General features: G+C 42.9%; 17 protein-coding genes. 11 read left to right on the forward strand and 6 right to left on the reverse strand.

All coding sequences use genetic code 11. The annotated features are described in order from the left end of the window. Positions 1–134: 134 nt before the first annotated feature. Positions 135–1,313: a trypsin-like peptidase domain-containing protein gene (locus FTU92_RS07550; RefSeq protein ID WP_004971893.1), complete on the forward strand. Its 1,179-nt coding sequence runs from the start codon at positions 135–137 to the stop codon at positions 1,311–1,313. Positions 1,314–1,663: 350 nt separating this feature from the next. Here FTU92_RS07550 and FTU92_RS07555 read toward each other — a convergent pair whose 3' ends face one another. From FTU92_RS07555 to FTU92_RS07565, 3 genes are all read right to left on the reverse strand, one after another. Next, entirely contained in the window at positions 1,664–2,650 is a 987-nt protein-coding gene (locus tag FTU92_RS07555) for a Tim44 domain-containing protein (RefSeq protein WP_180096017.1), read from the reverse strand. Positions 2,651–2,765: 115 nt separating this feature from the next. Next, positions 2,766–4,157: a DNA repair protein RadA gene (radA, locus tag FTU92_RS07560; protein ID WP_180096019.1), complete on the reverse strand. Its 1,392-nt coding sequence runs from the start codon at positions 4,155–4,157 to the stop codon at positions 2,766–2,768. A gap of 149 nt (positions 4,158–4,306) precedes the next feature. Then, positions 4,307–5,662 (reverse strand): sodium:alanine symporter family protein, encoded by a 1,356-nt coding sequence (locus tag FTU92_RS07565; protein WP_096900947.1) that lies wholly within the window; start codon positions 5,660–5,662, stop codon positions 4,307–4,309. Between the two features lie 359 nt (positions 5,663–6,021). Here FTU92_RS07565 and FTU92_RS07570 point away from each other — a divergent pair, with 359 nt between their 5' ends. From FTU92_RS07570 to FTU92_RS07615, 10 genes are all read left to right on the forward strand, one after another. Beyond that, positions 6,022–6,261 (forward strand): lipoprotein, encoded by a 240-nt coding sequence (locus FTU92_RS07570; RefSeq protein WP_004971884.1) that lies wholly within the window; start codon positions 6,022–6,024, stop codon positions 6,259–6,261. A gap of 25 nt (positions 6,262–6,286) precedes the next feature. Beyond that, positions 6,287–7,531, forward strand: a complete 1,245-nt coding sequence (gene lysA, locus FTU92_RS07575; RefSeq protein WP_004971882.1) for a diaminopimelate decarboxylase — start codon at positions 6,287–6,289, stop codon at positions 7,529–7,531. Positions 7,532–7,543: 12 nt separating this feature from the next. Continuing rightward, positions 7,544–8,389 carry a diaminopimelate epimerase gene (dapF, locus tag FTU92_RS07580; RefSeq protein ID WP_004971880.1) on the forward strand — a complete coding sequence of 282 codons (846 nt, stop codon included), beginning with the start codon at positions 7,544–7,546 and terminating at the stop codon, positions 8,387–8,389. A 131-nt stretch (positions 8,390–8,520) separates the two neighbouring features. Further along, entirely contained in the window at positions 8,521–9,159 is a 639-nt protein-coding gene (locus FTU92_RS07585; RefSeq protein WP_096900946.1) for an alpha/beta fold hydrolase, read from the forward strand. After that, entirely contained in the window at positions 9,159–10,073 is a 915-nt protein-coding gene (gene xerA / locus FTU92_RS07590) for a site-specific tyrosine recombinase/integron integrase (RefSeq protein ID WP_180096021.1), read from the forward strand. Before FTU92_RS07585 ends, xerA begins: the two co-directional genes overlap by 1 nt. A gap of 282 nt (positions 10,074–10,355) precedes the next feature. After that, on the forward strand, positions 10,356–10,727 hold the full coding sequence (locus FTU92_RS07595; protein WP_096901040.1) for a hypothetical protein: 372 nt from the start codon (positions 10,356–10,358) through the stop codon (positions 10,725–10,727). Positions 10,728–11,273: 546 nt separating this feature from the next. Beyond that, a complete protein-coding gene (locus tag FTU92_RS07600) occupies positions 11,274–12,023 on the forward strand; it encodes an electron transfer flavoprotein subunit beta/FixA family protein (RefSeq protein ID WP_096901145.1) in 750 nt (249 codons plus the stop codon). A gap of 18 nt (positions 12,024–12,041) precedes the next feature. Further along, the gene (locus FTU92_RS07605; RefSeq protein WP_179990119.1) at positions 12,042–12,974 is read left to right on the forward strand and encodes an electron transfer flavoprotein subunit alpha/FixB family protein; all 933 of its coding nucleotides are present in this window, start codon (positions 12,042–12,044) and stop codon (positions 12,972–12,974) included. A 403-nt stretch (positions 12,975–13,377) separates the two neighbouring features. Then, a complete protein-coding gene (gene gyrA / locus FTU92_RS07610; RefSeq protein ID WP_167845878.1) occupies positions 13,378–16,353 on the forward strand; it encodes a DNA gyrase subunit A in 2,976 nt (991 codons plus the stop codon). A 68-nt stretch (positions 16,354–16,421) separates the two neighbouring features. Then, the gene (locus FTU92_RS07615; protein ID WP_096901142.1) at positions 16,422–16,847 is read left to right on the forward strand and encodes a DUF3887 domain-containing protein; all 426 of its coding nucleotides are present in this window, start codon (positions 16,422–16,424) and stop codon (positions 16,845–16,847) included. 27 nt (positions 16,848–16,874) lie between these two features. Here the strand turns inward: FTU92_RS07615 and FTU92_RS07620 are convergent, their stop codons facing one another. Genes FTU92_RS07620 through FTU92_RS07630 form a run of 3 tightly spaced genes read right to left on the reverse strand, consistent with a single transcriptional unit; the run spans position 16,875 to position 20,232 of the window. Further along, positions 16,875–17,975 carry an ABC transporter permease gene (locus FTU92_RS07620; RefSeq protein ID WP_180096023.1) on the reverse strand — a complete coding sequence of 367 codons (1,101 nt, stop codon included), beginning with the start codon at positions 17,973–17,975 and terminating at the stop codon, positions 16,875–16,877. Continuing rightward, a complete protein-coding gene (locus FTU92_RS07625) occupies positions 17,972–19,102 on the reverse strand; it encodes an ABC transporter permease (RefSeq protein ID WP_004971855.1) in 1,131 nt (376 codons plus the stop codon). Before FTU92_RS07625 ends, FTU92_RS07620 begins: the two co-directional genes overlap by 4 nt. Beyond that, a complete protein-coding gene (locus FTU92_RS07630) occupies positions 19,102–20,232 on the reverse strand; it encodes an HlyD family secretion protein (RefSeq protein ID WP_005252470.1) in 1,131 nt (376 codons plus the stop codon). The genes FTU92_RS07625 and FTU92_RS07630 overlap by 1 nt, the downstream gene beginning before the upstream one ends. Between the last annotated feature and the right edge of the window lie 3 nt (positions 20,233–20,235).

Raw genomic sequence — 20,235 nt, forward strand, 5'->3', positions numbered from 1 at the left:
TCAAAACATATTTTGTATTGTAACTAAAGCAAGACAAAACTCTTGGGCTTTTTTATGTTTCTATTTGTGTTTCGTTTTACAATAGCTCATTCAATGACTTAATCATCAAAAAAATTTACTTAGAGGTACAAAACGTGCGCCGGACCTTTACCTGGTTACCTTGGGTGTTACTCATTCTGGTTATTATTGGCTTTGTGACTTGGCAACAACTGCAAAAACCGAAAGCGCCTGTGGCTGCCGATGGGGTCAAAATGCCTGCCGAGAAAGTTGAACCATTAATTGATACAACACGGACAGGTGGGGTGGTGTCGTATAGCGCTGCGGTTAAAGTGGCAGCGCCTGCGGTGGTAAATATTTTTACCACACAAAAAGTGAAACAAATGGATCATCCATTGTTAAATGACCCTGCATTTCGTGAATTTTTTGGCAATCAGTTACCCGATCAATTTAAGCAAGGCCCAAATGAAAACAGTTTGGGGTCTGGGGTCATTGTTCGTCCAGATGGTTATATTTTAACGAATAATCATGTGATCGCGCAGGCTGAACAAATTGTCGTGGCTTTGCACGATGGACGCCGTGCGGTTGCAAAAGTTGTTGGAACTGACCCAGACACAGACTTAGCGGTCATTAAAATTGATCTAGAAAAACTGCCTGTATTGCCATTTAAACTGAGTGGCAATGAAGTGGGCGATGTCGTACTTGCGATTGGTAACCCATTTGGTGTGGGACAAACCGTGACTCAAGGGATTATTTCTGCGACAGGACGTTCTGACTTGGGTATTAATACCTATGAAGATTTCATTCAAACCGATGCAGCAATTAATCCAGGTAACTCAGGTGGTGCATTGATTGATGTGGCAGGGAATTTGATTGGGGTAAATACGGCAATTTTCTCGCAATCAGGTGGTTCATTGGGCATCGGCTTTGCAATTCCTGCACAAGTCTGTCAGCAGGTTTTAAACTCGATTTTAAAAGATGGACGTGTGGTTCGTGGTTGGTTAGGTATTAGTTTGTTGCCTGTGCAACAAGACAACATTTTAGAACCTGCACAAGGCGGTGTAGTGGTTGCTGATGTACTGCGCGGTGGCCCTGCAGCAGAAGCAGGTTTAAAACGTGGTGACAAAATTTTAAAAGTGAATGATGAAGCGATTACTTCAACCTCGCATTTAATTAATTATGTTGCTGCACAAGCACCGCATACGACGGTGACTGTTTCAGTTGAACGTGGTGAAGAAGCCTTAGATTTGGAAGTCGCAGTCGGTGAGCGCAAAGTTCAAAATACCGATAAGCAATTTATTCCATTGCCTGAATAATAGATTTAACAGTAACAATTTAGCCTTGCCCGTTTGCAGGGCTTTTTTGTTGGCTAAGTAAATGGAGATCGACTGGAAATAACCAAAGTGATACGGATAACGTGATTTGATTTATCTCTGGGTAGATACAAAGAGAAGGTGGGCTAAATAAACTGTATTGATGAATGATGATACTTTTTGATAGATCTAATCAATCGAGGGTTTGGTTTTGTGTGGCAAGTGTGGATGTATTCGGTGTTGATGTCTTAGAAGATTTAAACGTGCTGTTTAAACATGATGGGTCTCAACTTAGATAAAGAAAGGCATAAAAAACAGCAACCGAAGTCGCTGTTTTTCTAGATCCATTGAAATTATTGCTCTTGCTGAATACCTGCCACTAACCAGTCTTGATTAGAGCCTGCAGGTTTTACAAAGTGCCAAATTTCTGTAAATGGTTGCGGTAAGCTGTTCAGGTCTTCGCTGACTGTACCTGTAAAGCGTACACTTATGACATATTGACCATTTTCAGTTGCAGAATCGACCACCATGGCATTCAAGTTAGAAAACTCTGCTACATCTTGGTCTTGGTTTGCCATAATGTCCTGATACATCGACTGATATAAATCAGGAGTTAAATAACGCTGAATTTCTGCGATATTACTGGCTGTGTTCATAGACTGAATATGGTTAAAACGCTGACGCGCTACACGTAAAAAGGTTGCAGGCTCTGAACCATCAGGCAATTGATTGCCACTGTTGGTATAAGCTGCACCAAATGGCGCGTTATTATTGGCAGCTTGACCAAAAGGCGCTTGGGTAGAAGCGGCAGAACCCCCAACAGATTGACCAAAAATATTGGTATTGTCGTTACGTGGCGCTACAGCAGGTGGTGTTTGCGCAAACGGTGCCTGATTGGCACCGCTATTTGGCGCATACGGATTAGGCGTTAGTTTTTTTTTTGCGCCCATCTTACGGAAAATGAAGAAGGCAACAGCAGCAGCGAGTAAAATCCAAATCCAGCTTGGAATACCGCCTTTTTCCTCTTGCGCTTCGGCAGCACTTGCAGCTTGATCATCGGCCAAGGCATTGGCAGCAACCGCACCAATTGCCGCACCTGCAACACCTGCAGCAACCATACCACCTACGCCTGGACCAGATTTTTGCTGTGCTGGTGCAGTTGTTGGTTGTTGTGCTGGCGTTGTTTGACGAGGTTGTTGGTAAGACTGAGTTGGAGCAGCCGAACGACTCATGCCATGGCTTTTACCGCCACCTGCACGTTTTGCTTCTGCTGCTAACGGAGCTACCAATAAAGTCGCTGTGAGCATTGCTGCGATCAAACCACGCTGTCGAACTTCCATCAAATTTTCCTATATTAAAATAAAGTTAAGCTGTGTATTTATGCAGGCATTTGCTGCGAATTTCAATATAAATATGATATTTTTTCTTGAAACTGAAAAAATATCATCCAAGGATTTAACCTAAGTTTTCACTTAAATTCATGGCTTCAGTTAAGGCTTCATGCAAACGCGCCACCGCAATAATTTGCACACCTGCAATGGCTTTTTGTGGGGCATTGCCACGCGGCACAATAATATATTTAAATCCGTGTTTAATAGCTTCTTTTAAGCGTTCCTGACCATTTGGTACTGGGCGGATTTCACCCGATAAACCGACCTCACCAAATACTGCCAATTGTTGTGGCAGGGCTTTGCCACGCAAGCTAGAAGCACAGGCAAGTAGTACAGCAAGGTCTGAACCTGTTTCGGTAATTTTTAAGCCGCCGACCACATTCACATACACATCTTGCCCTGAAGTTTGTACGCCGCCATGCCGATGCATCACCGCCAATAGCATATTCAGACGGTTTTGTTCCAGACCTAAAGCCACACGTCTAGGCTGACCATGTGCATCATCCACCAAAGCTTGTACTTCAACTAAAAGTGGTCGCGTTCCTTCGCGGCTAATCATGACAATAGAACCTGGAATTGCCTCATCATAACGGCTCAAAAATATCGCAGATGGATTGGCAACCTCGCGTAAGCCTTTATCGGTCATGCCAAAAACGCCCAGTTCATTCACTGCACCGAAACGGTTTTTGACTGCTCGAATCATACGGTAGCGTGAGTCTGACTGTCCTTCAAAATACAAGACGCAATCGACCATGTGTTCAAGGACGCGCGGCCCCGCTAAAGCCCCTTCTTTGGTCACATGACCGACAATAAACAGCGCAGTGCCACTATTTTTAGCAAAACGAGTCAGCAAGGCAGCTGATTCACGAATTTGTGAAACACCACCTGGAGCAGACTGCAACGTTTCGGTATATAAAGTTTGAATCGAGTCCAGAATGGCTACCGCAGGGCGTTCATGCGCCAAAACTTCACAAATCCGTTCGACACAGGTTTCTGCCATGACTTTCAGTTGATCGGTGGGTAAGTCTAAGCGTTGAGCGCGTAACGCCACTTGCGAAAGAGATTCCTCACCTGTGATATATAAAGCGGTGTTACTGGCAGCCGCCATGTGAGTCGCAGTTTGTAGCAAAATGGTCGATTTCCCGATACCAGGATCTCCACCAATCAGTACCACAGAGCCCGTAACCAAACCGCCACCCAAAACACGGTCAAATTCCCCAATGCCTGTTGTTAAACGGGTTTCGTGCGATACAGACACTTTATTAAGCGTGGTAATGGCGGCCGCTTGTCCTGCATAGCCACCGCCCATTTTAGGTTGGGCACGATGCGTCACCGCAGGGGCAATACTGACCTCATGAAGTGAGTTCCATTCCCCACATTCTGAACATTGACCTGCCCATTTAGGATGATCTGCACCACATTGTTCACAGCGATAGACACTTTTTACTTTTGCCATAACCCAGTCATTGCATCAATTAAAAACTGACTACAGCATACAGAGGAATGTTCGCGAAATGAATGTTATCTGGATTTTTCATGGAAAATCATACAACCACGTGGGTGATTGTATGATTTGAACGGAATAATTCAATGAATTGGGCTTATTTAATACAACTCGCCAGATTTGCGCTTCGCAATAAAGTCTTTAGATTCTTTGGCAATCACACCAGACAGTAACAACAAGGCAATTAAGTTTGGTACAGCCATTAAACCATTAAAGGTATCGGCAAATAACCAGACTAAATCTAGGGTGGCGATGGTGCCAATGAACACTGAAGCAATATAAATTAAGCGGTAAATCAACACGTATTTTTCGCCGAATAAATAAGTACAGCATTTTTCACCATAATAGCTCCAACCGAGAATGGTGGAATAGGCGAAGAAGATGATCCCGAAAGTGACGACCCAACCACCAAAGCCTGGCAATAACTGGTCAAAAACCTGTGTGGTGAGTACAGCACCTGTTGCACCACCAAAGCTATTACCTGCCATAATGAAGCCCATTACCAAAACAATCCCCGTGATGCTACAGACAATAATGGTATCAATGAAGGTACCTGTCATAGACACTAAACCTTGACGCGCAGGGTGGTCGGTTTTTGCAGCCGCAGCAGCAATTGGGGCAGAACCCATCCCTGCTTCGTTGGAGAATACGCCACGTGCAACCCCGTAACGAATTACTGCACCAATTGCACCGCCCGCAACTGCTTCACCAGTAAAGGCATCACGGAAAATTAGCTCAAATGCAGGCACGACAAGGTGTAAATTATTCAGGATAATAATTAAACCGCCTGTAACATACAGAATGGCCATAATCGGAACAATCACCGAAGATGCTTTGGAAATCGAGCTAATTCCGCCCAAAATCACCAATGCAGAAAATACGGTAATTACCACGCCAGTAATCCAAGTTTCTACACCTAAGCTATTTTCAACTGCTAAAGCTACGGTGTTGGATTGTACTGAACTACCAATTCCAAACGAGGCGACTGTGCCAAAAAAGGCAAAGATAATCGCGAGCCATTTCCATTTTAGTCCGCGTTCAATGTAGTACATTGGGCCGCCTGACATTTGCCCTTTTTCATTTTTAATACGGTATTTAACCGCCAAAACACCTTCACCATATTTGGTCGCCATACCAAACAGGGCAGTCATCCACATCCAAAACACTGCACCCGGGCCACCGAGGACGCAAGCCGTTGCAACACCTGCAATATTTCCCGTACCAATGGTGGCAGAGAGTGCAGTCATCAGTGATGCGAAATGTGAAATATCGCCTGGTTCTTTTTGCGCTTTGTCGTGTTTGCAAAAGACTTGTTTAAAAGCCAGTGGCAGCATGCGGAATTGCCAGAACAATAAGCGGAAGGTGAGGAAGACGCCCGTTCCCACAATGAGAACCAGCATGTATGGACCCCAGACCCAACCGCTTAGGGTTTCCATCATCGATTGTAAATTTTGCATAAATTTCTTCTTATAAACGCAGTGTATAAATGCTTAGTTTGTGACTGTAGTTGAACAGTTGTAAAAATTAAGCAAGTGATATGCCAGTCTTTAAAACTTCCTGTTAAAAGAACTTGGTTTTAAGCACGTTATATTTTTTGCATAGTTTTTAGATTTTGACAATTGATGCCTTGAAATAAAATTGACTTTATCTGTGTCAGAAGTCGCAATTTTTCAGACCTGATAAGGTCAATCTATGCCAGCAGAATAGTAAGTAAGCTAGAATTTTTACTAAGCTCAATATAATCTCTCTGCATTAGCACTTTGGTCGCGGCAGTGATCGCGTTATACTTCATCGAAAATATTTTATAGGTGGTCAGATGCGTACCGTCATTTGCTGCATGAGTGTTTTGCTTACAACAGTGGTTTTGGTCGGTTGTGGTCAGTCAGGTACATTACAGTTACCCAATGACCCAAATTACGACAAACGCGCAAAATATTTGTTATATCCAGATGCTGCGCCTAAACGTGCAACGCAATCGGCAACATCGTCAGACACAGCCGTACCTGTGCAACAGCAGTTTGCTGCACCTGCTGCATCTACATCGACTACACCTTAACGCTTTCTAGATAAAGGATACATTCATGAGTTTTACCCGCATTCAAGGGGTTTTGCACGCCGAGCAATGTTCGCTACAACAACTCGCACAGCAATTTGGCACACCACTCTATGTTTATTCAAAAGCGACTTTTGAAAAGCATTATTTAGATATGGATCGTGCTTTCCACTTTATCGATCATCAAATTTGTTTTGCGGTAAAGTCAAACTCGAATCTTGCGGTATTGAATGTATTGGCTAAGTTGGGTGCAGGTTTTGATATTGTGACAGGCGGTGAATTGGCGCGTGTTCTCAAAGCAGGTGGTGATGCATCGAAAATTGTTTTTTCAGGTTTAGGTAAAACTGAAGCCGATATTCAAAAAGCGTTGGAAGTTGGGATTGCCTGCTTTAACGTAGAATCGCATGCAGAATTAGACCGTATTCAAAAAGTTGCGGCAAGCATGAATGTCAAAGCACCAATTTCATTACGGGTTAACCCAGATGTCGATGCCAAAACCCATCCTTATATTTCTACAGGCTTAAAAGAAAACAAGTTCGGGATTCCGTCTGATTCGGTATATAGCACTTATGAATATGCGGCTTCTTTAGCAAACTTAGATATCGTTGGAATTGACTGTCACATCGGTTCACAATTGACCGAAACACAACCGTTTGTCGATGCTTTAGATCGCGTGATTGTGATGATTGATACCTTAAAAGAAATGGGTATTCAGCTCAAACACATTGATATTGGCGGTGGTTTAGGGGTGACTTATAAAGATGAAACTCCACCAACGGTTGAAGAATATGCCAATGCTTTACGTCCCGCTTTAGAAAAGTTAGGTCTTAAAGTGTATATGGAACCGGGTCGTAGTATCTCTGCCAATGCGGGCGTGCTGCTAACAAAAGTTGATTTACTCAAACCGACCAATCATCGTAACTTTGCGATTATTGACGCTGCCATGAATGACTTAATCCGTCCTGCGTTATATGAAGCATGGATGGACATTCAGCCCGTAACCCCACGTACTGATGTTGAAACGCTAGAGTGGGATGTGGTTGGTGCAATTTGTGAAACAGGTGATTTCTTGGGTAAAGAACGTCAGCTTGCGATCAAAGAAAATGATGTTTTAGCTGTAATGGGTGCGGGCGCATACGGTTTTGTGATGAGTTCTAACTACAACAGCCGTGGTCGTGCAGCTGAAGTCATGGTCGATGCAGATCAAGCACATTTAATTCGTGAACGTGAAAGCATTGAATCGCTGTGGGAAAGAGAGCGTTTATTGCCATAAGGGGAATTCGAGATGTTATTAGAATTTACCAAAATGCATGGTCTGGGCAATGACTTCATGGTGGTTGATCTCATCAGCCAGCGTGCGTATTTGGATGCGCTGACTATTCAACGCCTTGCAGACCGCCACTTCGGGATTGGCTTTGACCAACTCCTGATTGTGGAACCGCCCGATTTACCAAATGTCGATTTTAAATATCGCATTTTCAATGCCGATGGTTCTGAAGTGGAGCAGTGCGGCAATGGTGTGCGTTGTTTTGCACGTTTTGTGCATGAACGTCAGCTTACGACCAAAACCAAAATCAAGGTGCAAACCAAGGCAGGCATTGTAGAGCCTGAATTGGGGCAAAACGGTTGGGTGCGGGTGAATATGGGCTATCCAAAATTCTTGCCGCATGAGATTCCATTCATTGCCGATGAGCCTGATAACTTATATGACATTGCGCTGAAAGATGGTGCTGCATTGACCATTGATGTGGTGAACATAGGCAATCCTCATGCTGTGACCATTGTGCCTGATGTATTGACTGCCGATGTTGCAGGTATTGGCCCACAAGTGGAATCACACGAGCGTTTTCCACAGCGCGTCAATGCAGGTTTTATGCAAATCATTGACGAAAAACATGCGCGTTTGCGTGTGTTTGAACGTGGCGTAGGTGAAACCTTGGCTTGTGGTACAGGTGCATGTGCTGCAGCCGTTTCGGGTATGCGCCGTGGCTTATTGTCTAATTCAGTTGAAATTGAACTGGCAGGTGGTAAGTTGCAAATCGAATGGCGTGAAGGCGATGTGGTGTGGATGACAGGGCCAACTGCTAATGTCTATCACGGTCGTTTGGATTTAAATTATTTTCAGGGCTGATGTTTCGTTCTAACATGAACAGCTCTTATCTTACTTAAAAGCACTTTTCAAAACGAATGGTGCTTTTTTGTATCTTGCAGCACGGATTAGGTATGCTGTACTGAATGTCACTCTAAAAACTTCTACTCATTATGCCGCAACTGATTTTTTTACCTGGCGCTTCAGGCAATACCGCATTTTTTCATCCGCTAATCGAAAAAATTGAAAAATTGCCGTGGCAGAATGCTGTAAAAATTGTGGCTTATCCTGAATTTAATCATCAACCTGCACATTCACAGGTACATGATTTTGCAAGTTTGCAGGCTTATGTGTTGGCGAATATCCCAGATGATTGCATTATCATTGCACAGTCGATGGGTGGTATTTTTGCAGTTGCTGCCGCGTTGCAATATCCAGAAAAAGTCAAAGGATTAGTATTGGTTGCAACATCTGGTGGCATGGATTTAAGCAGTTTTCAGGTGCAAGATTGGCGACAAGACTATCAAGCAAGTGATTTAAATTATCCTGACTGGTTTGTAGAGGCAAAGGCCGATTACACGGTAGACTTTGCTAAAATCAACATGCCTATTTTGTTGTTATGGGGTGATCAAGACCCGATAAGTCCACTGGCGGTAGGTGAGTTTTTACAACAACAATTTCCACAAGCCGTATTAAAAATTGTGCATGATGGTGATCATTTGTTTTTAGAAACACATGCAGATCAGGCGGCTGAACACATTGCTGCTTATTTATCTCAGTTTGCCGCAGTTCAGCAATCGGAGCGTGACTAATGTACGATCCGCAGCAACTATTAAAGATGTGGCTCAAAGAACGAGAAATACAACAGCAGTCACCGCATACGTTAAAAGCCTACGCACGCGATTTAAACGATTTTTTTAGCTTTTGTGAGCAACAACAACTTGCCTTATATGATGTAGAGGCTGCAGATTTGCGCCATTATTTAGCGCAAAAAGTAGAACAGCAACAGTTAAATAGCAGCAGTTTACAGCGCATGTTGTCAGCGATTCGTCAGTTTATGAAATGGGCCGAGCAAGGGCAGTATTTACAATTTAATCCAATTGATAATTTTCAGCTAAAACGTCAGCCACGACCTTTGCCGGGTTTGATTGATATTGAAACGATTCATCAAATTTTGGATCAGCCTGAACCTGAAACTGAAGTACAACAACAAATGTGGCGACGCGATAAAGCGATTTTAGAATTGCTCTATTCGAGTGGTTTGCGCCTAGCAGAGGTACAAAGTTTACGTATCCGCGATTTAGATTTTAACCGTCAATTGCTGCGCATTACGGGTAAAGGCAATAAAACCCGTATAGTGCCTTTTGGTCGCAAAGCCAAAGATGCGGTGATGCAATGGCTGCAGATTTACCATTTATGGCAGGGCGATTTTGTACCCGATGCAGCATTGTTTATTACTCAAAAAGGTGAACCTTTAAAAGCACGCCAAATTGAAAATCGGGTGAAGTTTCAGGCGCAGCGTGCGGGCGTTAATGTCGATTTGCATCCGCACTTATTGCGACATTGTTTTGCAAGTCACATGCTGTCGAATAGTGGGGATATACGTGCAGTCCAAGAAATGCTTGGGCATAGCAATTTAAGCACCACGCAAATTTATACCCATGTCGATTTTGATCAGTTAGCGCGAGTTTATGATCAGGCACATCCACGTGCGAGTAAAAAGTAAAGCTTTACCTAAAGTCGGCATTATTTTTGCAAGTTAAAATATAGCTATTTCATACTGCAAATATTTTTCTCACAGTCAGTTGTAAAGCCTTTGTGCTGTACTTAATACTTTAAGTAAAAGCGCTTTCACCAAGATGTCATTGCAACTATTGTAGAATAATAAAAAAGTGCGTTATGCAGTATAAAGAAGCAGAAAGAGTGGGTCACACGAATAATAGACATGGATGACATTATTTTTTGTTCCACTGCATAACACTTTGGATATCAAATGATAGGCAAAACCATGATTTCGAATCTTCAAGAAAAATATGAACAATTAAGCCCAAGCCAAAAAGAAATTTTTGCAGGTTATGGCTTGCGTCAAGTGAAACATTTTGTCGAAATAAGCTTGCCGATGATCGAGCAAGAACTACCTGCCGATTGTTTGGTGCAGGGTATTAATGCTGAAGGTAAAATGCAGGCGATTCATCCGCAAACGCAACAAAGCTATTTATGGATTTCAGATCAGCAGTGGCAAGCACGCCCAAATGCAAGCAGTAAAATAGATGTAAAAGAAGATTTTATTGCAGTTTGGGAAATTTTTAATTTACAGGCCTATGAATTGATAGATTTAAGTCATATCCACCGTGACTTTTTAGAAACTCAGCAAGTTTAAGCTGAGTTTTTTTATGTCCTTTATCTGGGAGGTGGCGTGGTGAAAGCGCATAAATATCCATCAAAATAAAACAGATTGTTTATTTCATACCCAATAAACTGCTGAATACAGTTTTGTGAACCAGCAGTCACATTTTAAAAGAGCATTTATATCTGAAAAAATACTGCAAAAAATAAAGTTTTCTATCTTTAATGACAGTCAGATTATGGGGTTTTATGTAAGGAACTTTGCTTAAATTGTAGGCGGAACTCAATTTGAATTGCATTTCAATCAATCTTGTTGATGAGGGAAATAAATAAAAAACATAATATAAATCAAAGCTTAAAATTGCTTATATAATCGTCGCTTGGTTTGTTAATTTTTAGAAATAAAAAAGTATGAACGCATCGTTCAGTTAATTTTCGGCATTTTTAGCCTTGTTTAGACAATTCTGACTTGACCGAAATGCCGATCACATAGCAAGATAGGACACCTAAAAAATTTAAAGCGAAGAGTTATTATTAACTTTTCTCAATATTTACTTTTGCTAAAACAGCCGAGGATTACATGAAGGCTCTTGTTGCTGTAAAACGTGTGGTAGATGCCAACGTTAAAGTTCGCGTTAAGCCGGATAATAGTGGAGTTGACCTAACTAACGTTAAGATGTCAATTAACCCATTCTGTGAAATCGCAGTGGAAGAAGCGGTTCGTTTAAAAGAAAAAGGAACTGTTTCAGAAATCGTAGTGGTATCCATTGGTCCTAAAGAAGCGCAGGAACAAATTCGTTCTGCAATGGCGCTTGGTGCAGACCGTGGTATTTTGGTTGAAACAGCCGATGAGATTGGTGCACTTGAAGTGGCTAAAATCTTAAAAGGTGTTGTTGAACAAGAACAACCACAACTTATTTTATTGGGTAAGCAAGCTATTGATGACGACTCTAACCAAGTTGGTCAAATGCTAGGCGCTTTACTTGGTGCAGGTCAGGGTACTTTTGCTTCAGAAGTAAAAGTAGATGGCGACAAAGTTCAGGTAACACGTGAAATTGACGGTGGTTTACAAACTGTTGAGCTTGCACTTCCTGCAATCATCACCACTGACTTACGTTTGAATGAGCCACGTTATGCGGCACTTCCAAACATCATGAAAGCACGTAAAAAACCGCTAGACACCAAATCTCCTGCAGATTATGGCGTTGCAACAGGTACTAAGCTGAAAACTGTAAAAGTTGAAGCACCTGCTGAGCGTAAAGCGGGCGTACAAGTGAAATCTGTAGATGAGCTTGTAGAAAAATTGAAAAACGAAGCGAAAGTGATCTAATACAGAAGGATAAAAATCATGAGTATTTTAGTTATCGCTGAGCACGACAATAAAGCACTAAATGGTGCAACATTAAACGTTGTTGCTGCAGCTCAAAAAATCGGTGGTGATATCACTGTATTGGTTGCGGGTTCTGGTGCACAAGCAGTTGCAGACCAAGCAGCTAAAGTTGCAGGCGTAAGCAAAGTATTACTTGCTGACGATGCGGCTTATGCAAACCAATTGGCTGAAAACGTAGCAAAACTTGTTGCAGAATTAGGCAAAGGTTATAGCCATATCCTTGCTGCTTCTACAACAACAGGTAAAAACATTTTGCCGCGTGCGGCTGCACTTCTTGATGTTAGCATGATCACAGACATCGTCGCTGTAGATTCTGCAAAGACATTCAAACGTCCAATTTATGCAGGTAACGCGATTGCAACTGTAGAATCTTCAGAAGCGATTGTGGTAGGTACTGTACGTGGTACAGCATTTGACCCAGTGGCTGCAGAAGGTGGTTCGGCTGCGGTTGAAGCTGCGAGTGTGACAGGTGATGCTGGTATTTCTAAGTTCGTGTCTGAAGAAATTGTGAAATCAGAGCGTCCAGAATTAACTGCAGCACGTATTGTAGTTTCTGGTGGTCGTGGTGTAGGTTCTGGTGAGAACTATCACAAAGTACTTGATCCATTAGCAGACAAACTTGGTGCAGCACAAGGTGCTTCACGTGCAGCGGTTGACGCGGGCTTCGTACCAAACGACATGCAAGTTGGTCAAACAGGTAAAATCGTTGCACCTGATTTGTATATCGCTGTAGGTATCTCTGGTGCGATTCAGCACTTGGCAGGTATGAAAGACTCTAAAGTGATCGTTGCGATCAACAAAGACGAAGAAGCGCCAATCAACGCAGTAGCTGACTACTGGTTAGTGGGCGACTTGAATACTGTTGTTCCAGAGTTAGTATCTAAAATCTAATTACTAAACACAGTCAAAAACGCCTCTATGTGAATAGCATAGGGGCGTTTTTTATTGTCTTTTTTTAATTAAGATGCAGTGATTGGTTTTAAGTACATTATGTGAACTTAGCGTATATGTGGGTACATATCGAGCAAGTATATGTTGAAGATATTTTGACGTGACTCTTAAAAATATGAAGCACTTTTGTTTCTTGGGTGTGAATATTTTTTGCCTAAAAAATCACCGTTAAATTTAAGTAAATTAACAAGATTAAGATCATCTCTAAAGCACAAAAACACAGGCGTATATGCTATAATTTTTCGCTAGTTTTTATTTTTAGCCTGCATTTCAGGCTAATCATTTGCAAGTTTTACGACATATAAAATGCAAGCAAAATTTGTTTGCAGAATAAGGAGTATGCATGAGCGTATCGGAAATTAGACCGATTGCCATTGAGGATGAACTCAAGCACTCGTATTTAGACTATGCGATGAGCGTGATTGTGTCACGTGCGCTGCCAGATGTACGAGATGGTCTAAAACCTGTGCATCGTCGTGTGCTATTCGCAATGCACGAATTGGGCAATGACTACAACAAAGCTTACAAAAAGTCTGCCCGTGTAGTCGGTGACGTCATCGGTAAATATCACCCTCACGGTGATTATGCAGTTTACGAAACAATTGTTCGTATGGCGCAAGATTTCAGTTTGCGTTATCAATTGGTCGATGGTCAGGGTAACTTCGGTTCGATTGATGGCGATAGTGCCGCAGCCATGCGTTATACCGAAGTCCGTATGCGCAAACTTACTCATGAACTGTTGGCCGATTTAGAAAAGGACACTGTCGATTGGGAAGATAACTACGACGGCTCTGAGCGTATTCCTCAAGTGATGCCTACTCGTATTCCAAACCTATTGGTCAATGGTGCTGCAGGTATTGCTGTAGGTATGGCGACCAATATGGCACCGCACAACATGACTGAAGTGGTGCATGCATGTTTGGCTTATGCAGACAACCCAAATATTTCAATTGAAGGGTTGATGGAACATATCACAGGTCCAGACTTCCCTACAGGCGGTATTATTTACGGTAAATCAGGCATTGTTGATGCTTACCGTACAGGTAAAGGCCGTTTGCATATTCGTGGTAAGTACCATTTTGAAGAAGATCAAAAATCTGGTCGTACCACCATCGTCTTTACTGAAATCCCTTATCAGGTCAACAAAGCCAAAACCATTGAGCGTATTGCTGAACTGGTGAAAGAGAAGAAACTCGAAGGTATTTCAGAATTACGTGATGAGTCTGATAAAGAAGGGATGCGTATTGCAATTGATCTGAAGCGTGGTGAAAACGCTGAAGTGATTGTGAATAACCTGTTCTTAAATACGCAGTTAGAAAACTCATTCAGCATCAACATGGTCTGCCTAGACAATGGTCAGCCAAAATTGATGAACCTGAAAGATATTATTGCGGCATTTATTCGTCACCGCCAAGAAGTAGTGACCCGCCGTACCATGTTCGAGTTGCGTAAAGCGCGTGAACGTGGACACATCTTAGAAGGCTTAACCGTTGCGTTGGCCAATATTGATGCCATCATCGAAACGATTAAATCTTCTGCCAACCCAGCCGAAGCGCGTGAGCGTTTACAGGCAGGCGAGTGGGCAGCAGGTGGTGTAGTTGCGTTATTGGAAAAAGCAGGTTCAGTTTCTGTACGTCCAGATGAAATTGAAGGCGAAGACCCTAACCGCCCGTTTGGTTTAGATGGTCAGGTCTATCGTTTATCACCTGCGCAAGTGACCGCAATTTTAGAATTACGTTTGCATCGTTTAACAGGTCTAGAACAAGACAAGTTACATGCAGAATATTCTGAAATTTTGGCACAAATTGCTGAATTAACTGCAATTTTGAATGACTTTAATTTGTTGATGGGCGTGATTCGTGAAGAGTTGGCGCAAGTTTTACAGCAATATGGCGATGCACGTCGTACTGAAATTGTAGAATCTCGCATTGATTTCTCGCGTGAAGATTTAATCCCAGAAGAACAAGTGGTACTGACAGTATCACAAACAGGTTATGCAAAAACTCAACCATTGTCAGATTACGCAGCGCAGCGTCGTGGTGGTCGTGGTAAATCTGCAACGTCGATGAAAGAAGATGATTATGTGCAGCATTTAATCGTGACATCTAACCATGCAACGGTGCTGTGCTTTACCGATGTGGGTAAAGTGTACCGTCTGAAAGTGTTTGAAGTGCCACAGGCATCGCGTGGTGCGAAAGGTCGTCCAATGGTGAACTTATTGCCATTAGATGCCAATGAAACCATCACCGCGATTTTACCTGTCATTGATGCACCGAAGAAATTTACCGAGCGTTTGGCAGACTTCCGTAGCTATGTAAAAGCCAATGCTACACATATACAAACCAACGCAATCATTGCTGCACATTATGCAGAATTAGAAGCTGCCTTTGCTGAATTAGCAGATGGTGATGATTTATCTGATGCATTGCGTGTGCAATTGAAACAATTGGGTGTAGAGCTTTCTGCAACCGATTTAGACGATGAGATCATTGCAGAATTTGCATCACAAGCAGAAGCCTTGCGTAAAAACTTTTATGTCTTTATGGCAACGGCATCAGGTACAGTGAAACGTGTTGAATTGGAACAATTCAGTAACGTACGTTCGAATGGTTTACGTGCCATTGAATTGAATGAAGAAGACACTTTAATTGGTGTTGCAATTACCGATGGCGAACAGCAAATTATGTTGTTCTCCAATGAAGGTAAAGCGATTCGTTTTGCTGAAACCGATGTACGTTCAATGGGTCGTGCGGCCAAAGGCGTACGTGGTATGCGTGTCAGCTTCGGTTCAGCACAAGTTGAAGATGTCGAAGATGTAGAAGTCGATGGCGATGATGAAGACAGTTCAGATTCAGCACTCATCAGCCGTATCGTATCGCTAGTCGTAGTACCAGAAACAGGCGAAGTTTTGTGTGCTTCGGCGAATGGTTATGGTAAGCGTACACCTGTAGACGACTTCCCAACCAAAAAACGTGGTGGTAAAGGTGTGATTGCCATTAAGACCTCTGAACGTAATGGTGAATTGGTCGGTGCAGTTGCTATTGATGAAAGCAAAGAACTGATGCTGATTTCTGATGGCGGTACATTAGTGCGTACTCGCGCTTCTGAAGTGGCGCAAACAGGTCGTAATGCACAAGGTGTACGTTTAATCCGCTTGGGTGAAAACGAAACACTGGTGGGTGTAGAAGCGATTGAAGCTGTTGAAGAAGACGAGTTTGTTGAAGCGATTGAAGGTGCAGAATCTTTAGTGGCTGAAACGGATGCAGTTGCTGAAACTGAGCAAGTGGAAAAAGACGGTGAAAATTCAGTAGAAGAATAAGTTTTTTACTGATAAAAAGGGCGCTTCGGCGTCCTTTTTTATAAACGTTGACTGCATAAGAGTAAGCGATGAAAACCAAATTAATGTTGTTGGCAGCAGCGGTTGCATTGAGTGGCTGTAATTCAATGGACAATATTCCAGATCCGAGTCCTGAACAGGAAAAGGCGGCACAGCTAGCCTATGAGGATTTGCGTGATGGGAAGTATGACGAGTTTTTGGATCAGTTAGAGCCGCAGTTGCAAACCCAGTTTAAGGACAATGAAAAGCTGATGAAACGCTTTTCACGTTCAATTCCTCAAGGTGAATACAAGTCTAAGACTTTAATGACCAAAGAGATTGAAGAAGCAACCAATCAGCTTGGGCAATATAAGGTCAGCTATGAAATTGCCTATCCGGAAAATCTGGTTCAGTATGATGTTAGTTTTGACAAGCCGAATGGTAGCAACAAGATTCGTAATTTCAATATTCAAGTCTTTGGCGAATCGGGTAAATAAGTGGAATAGGAGCATTGCTATAATGCTCTATCTGCTTTGATGACCAGAAATTAAACGTCGATAAGCCAAAAAAAAGCACAAGCTACCGATCATTCCAAGATAGAGCAATTTAGGCAAGATCAGTGTTGTAGGCACACCCATCTGATTGAGTTGAATAAACATCTGCACAATTTGGGTAGAGGGCAGGATTTCGCCAACGACTTGCATCCAGGTGGGCATGGCAGCATGCGGCCAGGCCGCACCAGATAAAAAGAACAGTGGAATAGAAGTGAATACAATGACATGCCCCGCACGTTCCGGCAGATCCAGAAAACTAGCAAATAAGCAGGTCATGCCAATTATCGTGTAGATAAAAACCGCAACAGCCAGCAGCATCCCGAGCAGGTTGCCACCGCGCGGATAATCAAATAGCCAGAAGCTAAAGCCGAATAAATAGAAACATCCCAGACAACCAATGGTGAAGACCGCTAAACACATCCCAATCAATGCATTTGTGTTTAATTCTATTTTTCTTTCCCGATATACCAAAATCAGCATACTCAAACCCAAAAGAATGGTTTGGTGGATAATTAAAGGTGCAACCGCAGGAAAGACATAGCTGCCATAGCCGGACAGCGGATTAAATAAAGGAATTTGATGCACAGAAAGGGCAGGTGAAAAATCCGAGACCTTGCCAAAGCGTTCAGTATAATCTGCCAAAGTTTGCTCAACTGATGTGGCTAAGCCCAGACCAATTTGTTTGGTTACTAAAAAGTTGGCTGTACTTAAATACAGGCCAATGCCACCTGTTTCACCATGCCTTAAGCTTTGCGATAAATTGTCCGGCAGAAGTAAAATACCATCGGCTTTTTGTGATTCCACCCATTGTTTGGCCTCGGAAAAATTGCTGGTAATCGCCTCAATCTCCACATTGGGGCTTTGTGCCACTTGACCAATAATACGGGTGCTTAAGTTACTTTGTTCTTCATCGACAATAATAATCGGTAAGGCTTCAGCCTGCTGTGCCTGATAAGCGGTTGGATAAAAAAAGCTGTAAAACAAGACGGATAGAATAAGCGTGGTAAAGATCGTGCCGTGACTGACAATATCCTTAAAGCTTTGCAGATAGTAAAACCAGAGGGATTTCATTGGACTGCTCCTTTAACTATTTTTTTAAGAAACAGATAAGCCAGCAGAGCGTAAACTAGGGCATAGATCAGCAGCATGAATCCAGCTTGAAGTGAAATATGCAATGGACTACCAATCACCCATTGTTCAGTTTGTAATTTGGCATAGGGCGTAAACGGAATAATATTGGACCAGAACTGGGTGAATAGGGGCGCATTATTTAAAGGTAAAGTCACACCGGCAAAACTTAAAGATGAACCACCATAGACCGCAATGATGCCAAAAGATTTACTTAAATCTTTGGTTGCCAGAACCACTGCACTGCTTAAAAATGCATAAGCGCTATATAGCAGAAATTGTGCCGATAGAATCAGAGCGAGCGAGCCGGCAACAAACCAGCCGCGAATTTCAATCAGCCAGAACATCCAGATCCAGGTCCATAGACTAAAAATAGCCACATAGATCAGGTTCTTAGACAGCAATGCCATCCAGATGGATGAGTTGCTAATCCAGCTTGTTAAGGTCTGCCGCTTCAGTTCCTGACCGACGGAAAATGCCACACAACAACACAGCAGTAAATGCAGAATTGCCGGAATGACATAGGGTTCCAGATAGAATTCATAATTCAGCTGCGGATTATACAGCGGAGATATTTTAATATGCGGTGACGGTGCTTCGAGAGAGGGGAGTCGGTTGCCCAGATATTGCTGTCCGCTAAATTCAGCGAGTGCTTGTAGGGTACTGACCAGCATGGCCGAGGAAATGGTATTTCCAATACTGAAATAACTCTGGTTAAAAGCAATACTGATGTCAGCATCCTGGGCACGAACCAGACGTTGCTCGGCACCGCTTGGAATATGGATATAACCCCAAATTTTATTTTGATTTAACAGGCGCTCAATTTCAGCTGTTTGTTCCGACACCGTAGCAATTTTAAGAGTATGATTCAGCGCCACATGTTGATAAATGCTTTGACTCAGCGCACTCTGGTCTTGATCAATAATCGCAATCGGTAAATGATCCGATTTCCCTTGAGCAAACATGCTGCTGAATAAAATAATCACCAGTGCAGGTGCCAGCGTGACCAGACACAGATCCCATTTTTCGCTGAGCAGATAGCGCAGTTCGCGCCATATACCCGTCCACATTATCGGGTCTCTTTCAGTTTAAATAACACGCTCATCCCGACTTTCAGTTCAGAAATTGCTGGTGTGGGTACAAGATGCAGCTTAAAACTGCGCACATCATAACCGCCAGTTTGACGTGTGGTCTTAATGGTGGCAAATTCACCTTCAGCACTGATCTGTCTAATTTGAAAAGTGGCGGTTTTATCTAGGGCGGGAATATAACCTTCAATACTGCTCATTTTCTGAAATGGGGCATATTGGTCTTCACGAATATTCAGGCTCACCCACATTTGATCTTCAATCAGGCTGACCACAGGGACTGCGGTGGCTACCAGCTCCGAGACTTTGCCATAGGTTTTAGACACCGTTCCGTTTACAGGTGCTACTAATTGGGTTTCTGCTTCTAAAGCATTGGCTTCATCCAGCGCAGCCTGGGCAATATCTACTTGTGCATCGGCAGAACTCTTTTGCTGCGAGGTGCTGCCACGTTTGGCACGTGCGTATTGCTGATACGCTGCTTCTGTCATTTGCGCCGCTGATTGACTGGCTGCATACAATTCATCACGGCGCTGGCGTGAAATCACACCTTCCTTCAATAAATTTGCACCACGCTCATAAGAAACTTTGGCTAAATTTTGCTGTGCTTTCAGCGATTGCCAGTTGGCATACAGACTGGCGATATTTTCTTCCTGCGAGCCACGTTCAGCAGTCGATTGTAAGGCCAGCGCAGATTGTAAAGCCGCTGCGGCTTGCTGTTTTTTGGCCTGAATTTCCGGGCTGTTTAAGCGCACCAGTACATCGCCTTTTTTGACCCGCTGACCTTCTTCTACATAGATTTCTTCAATACGGCTTGGCACTTTGGTCGCCACCTGAACTGTTTCAGCTTCTACACGACCCTGCAATTCAAGCGGAGCTGGTTGGTAGCTTTTCCACAATCCAAAAGCGATGACTGCCAGCAGAACTGGAATCAGGGCGAGCAATAAATATTTTTTCTTTTTAGCGATTTCAGGAGCTTGTTGTTGCTCGGTCGAAGTCGTCGCGTTGTTTTCTATTTCAGTTTTTGTTTCTACCTGTTGCGCAGGCGATTTTTCTGTATCGCTGGATGAAGCCACTTCATTCACAGGATCATTGGGTTTTTGATCTTCGTTCATGTT

It is taken from the genome of Acinetobacter sp. YH12205 (genome assembly GCF_013418125.1).
In the GTDB taxonomy this organism is placed as follows: Bacteria; Pseudomonadota; Gammaproteobacteria; order Pseudomonadales; family Moraxellaceae; genus Acinetobacter; species Acinetobacter towneri.

Excerpts from the sequence above, each read along its gene's own strand:
- FTU92_RS07585 (WP_096900946.1), top strand. The coding sequence starts at position 8,521 with ATGCCGCAACTGATTTTTTTACCTGGCGCTTCAGGCAATACCGCATTT.
- FTU92_RS07605 (WP_179990119.1), top strand. The coding sequence starts at position 12,042 with ATGAGTATTTTAGTTATCGCTGAGCACGACAATAAAGCACTAAATGGT.
- FTU92_RS07555 (WP_180096017.1), bottom strand. The coding sequence starts at position 2,650 with ATGGAAGTTCGACAGCGTGGTTTGATCGCAGCAATGCTCACAGCGACT.
- FTU92_RS07595 (WP_096901040.1), top strand. The coding sequence starts at position 10,356 with ATGATTTCGAATCTTCAAGAAAAATATGAACAATTAAGCCCAAGCCAA.
- gyrA (WP_167845878.1), top strand. The coding sequence starts at position 13,378 with ATGAGCGTATCGGAAATTAGACCGATTGCCATTGAGGATGAACTCAAG.
- FTU92_RS07615 (WP_096901142.1), top strand. The coding sequence starts at position 16,422 with ATGAAAACCAAATTAATGTTGTTGGCAGCAGCGGTTGCATTGAGTGGC.
- FTU92_RS07570 (WP_004971884.1), top strand. The coding sequence starts at position 6,022 with ATGCGTACCGTCATTTGCTGCATGAGTGTTTTGCTTACAACAGTGGTT.
- FTU92_RS07565 (WP_096900947.1), bottom strand. The coding sequence starts at position 5,662 with ATGCAAAATTTACAATCGATGATGGAAACCCTAAGCGGTTGGGTCTGG.
- radA (WP_180096019.1), bottom strand. The coding sequence starts at position 4,157 with ATGGCAAAAGTAAAAAGTGTCTATCGCTGTGAACAATGTGGTGCAGAT.
- FTU92_RS07620 (WP_180096023.1), bottom strand. The coding sequence starts at position 17,975 with ATGAAATCCCTCTGGTTTTACTATCTGCAAAGCTTTAAGGATATTGTC.
- lysA (WP_004971882.1), top strand. The coding sequence starts at position 6,287 with ATGAGTTTTACCCGCATTCAAGGGGTTTTGCACGCCGAGCAATGTTCG.
- FTU92_RS07600 (WP_096901145.1), top strand. The coding sequence starts at position 11,274 with ATGAAGGCTCTTGTTGCTGTAAAACGTGTGGTAGATGCCAACGTTAAA.
- xerA (WP_180096021.1), top strand. The coding sequence starts at position 9,159 with ATGTACGATCCGCAGCAACTATTAAAGATGTGGCTCAAAGAACGAGAA.
- dapF (WP_004971880.1), top strand. The coding sequence starts at position 7,544 with ATGTTATTAGAATTTACCAAAATGCATGGTCTGGGCAATGACTTCATG.
- FTU92_RS07630 (WP_005252470.1), bottom strand. The coding sequence starts at position 20,232 with ATGAACGAAGATCAAAAACCCAATGATCCTGTGAATGAAGTGGCTTCA.
- FTU92_RS07625 (WP_004971855.1), bottom strand. The coding sequence starts at position 19,102 with ATGTGGACGGGTATATGGCGCGAACTGCGCTATCTGCTCAGCGAAAAA.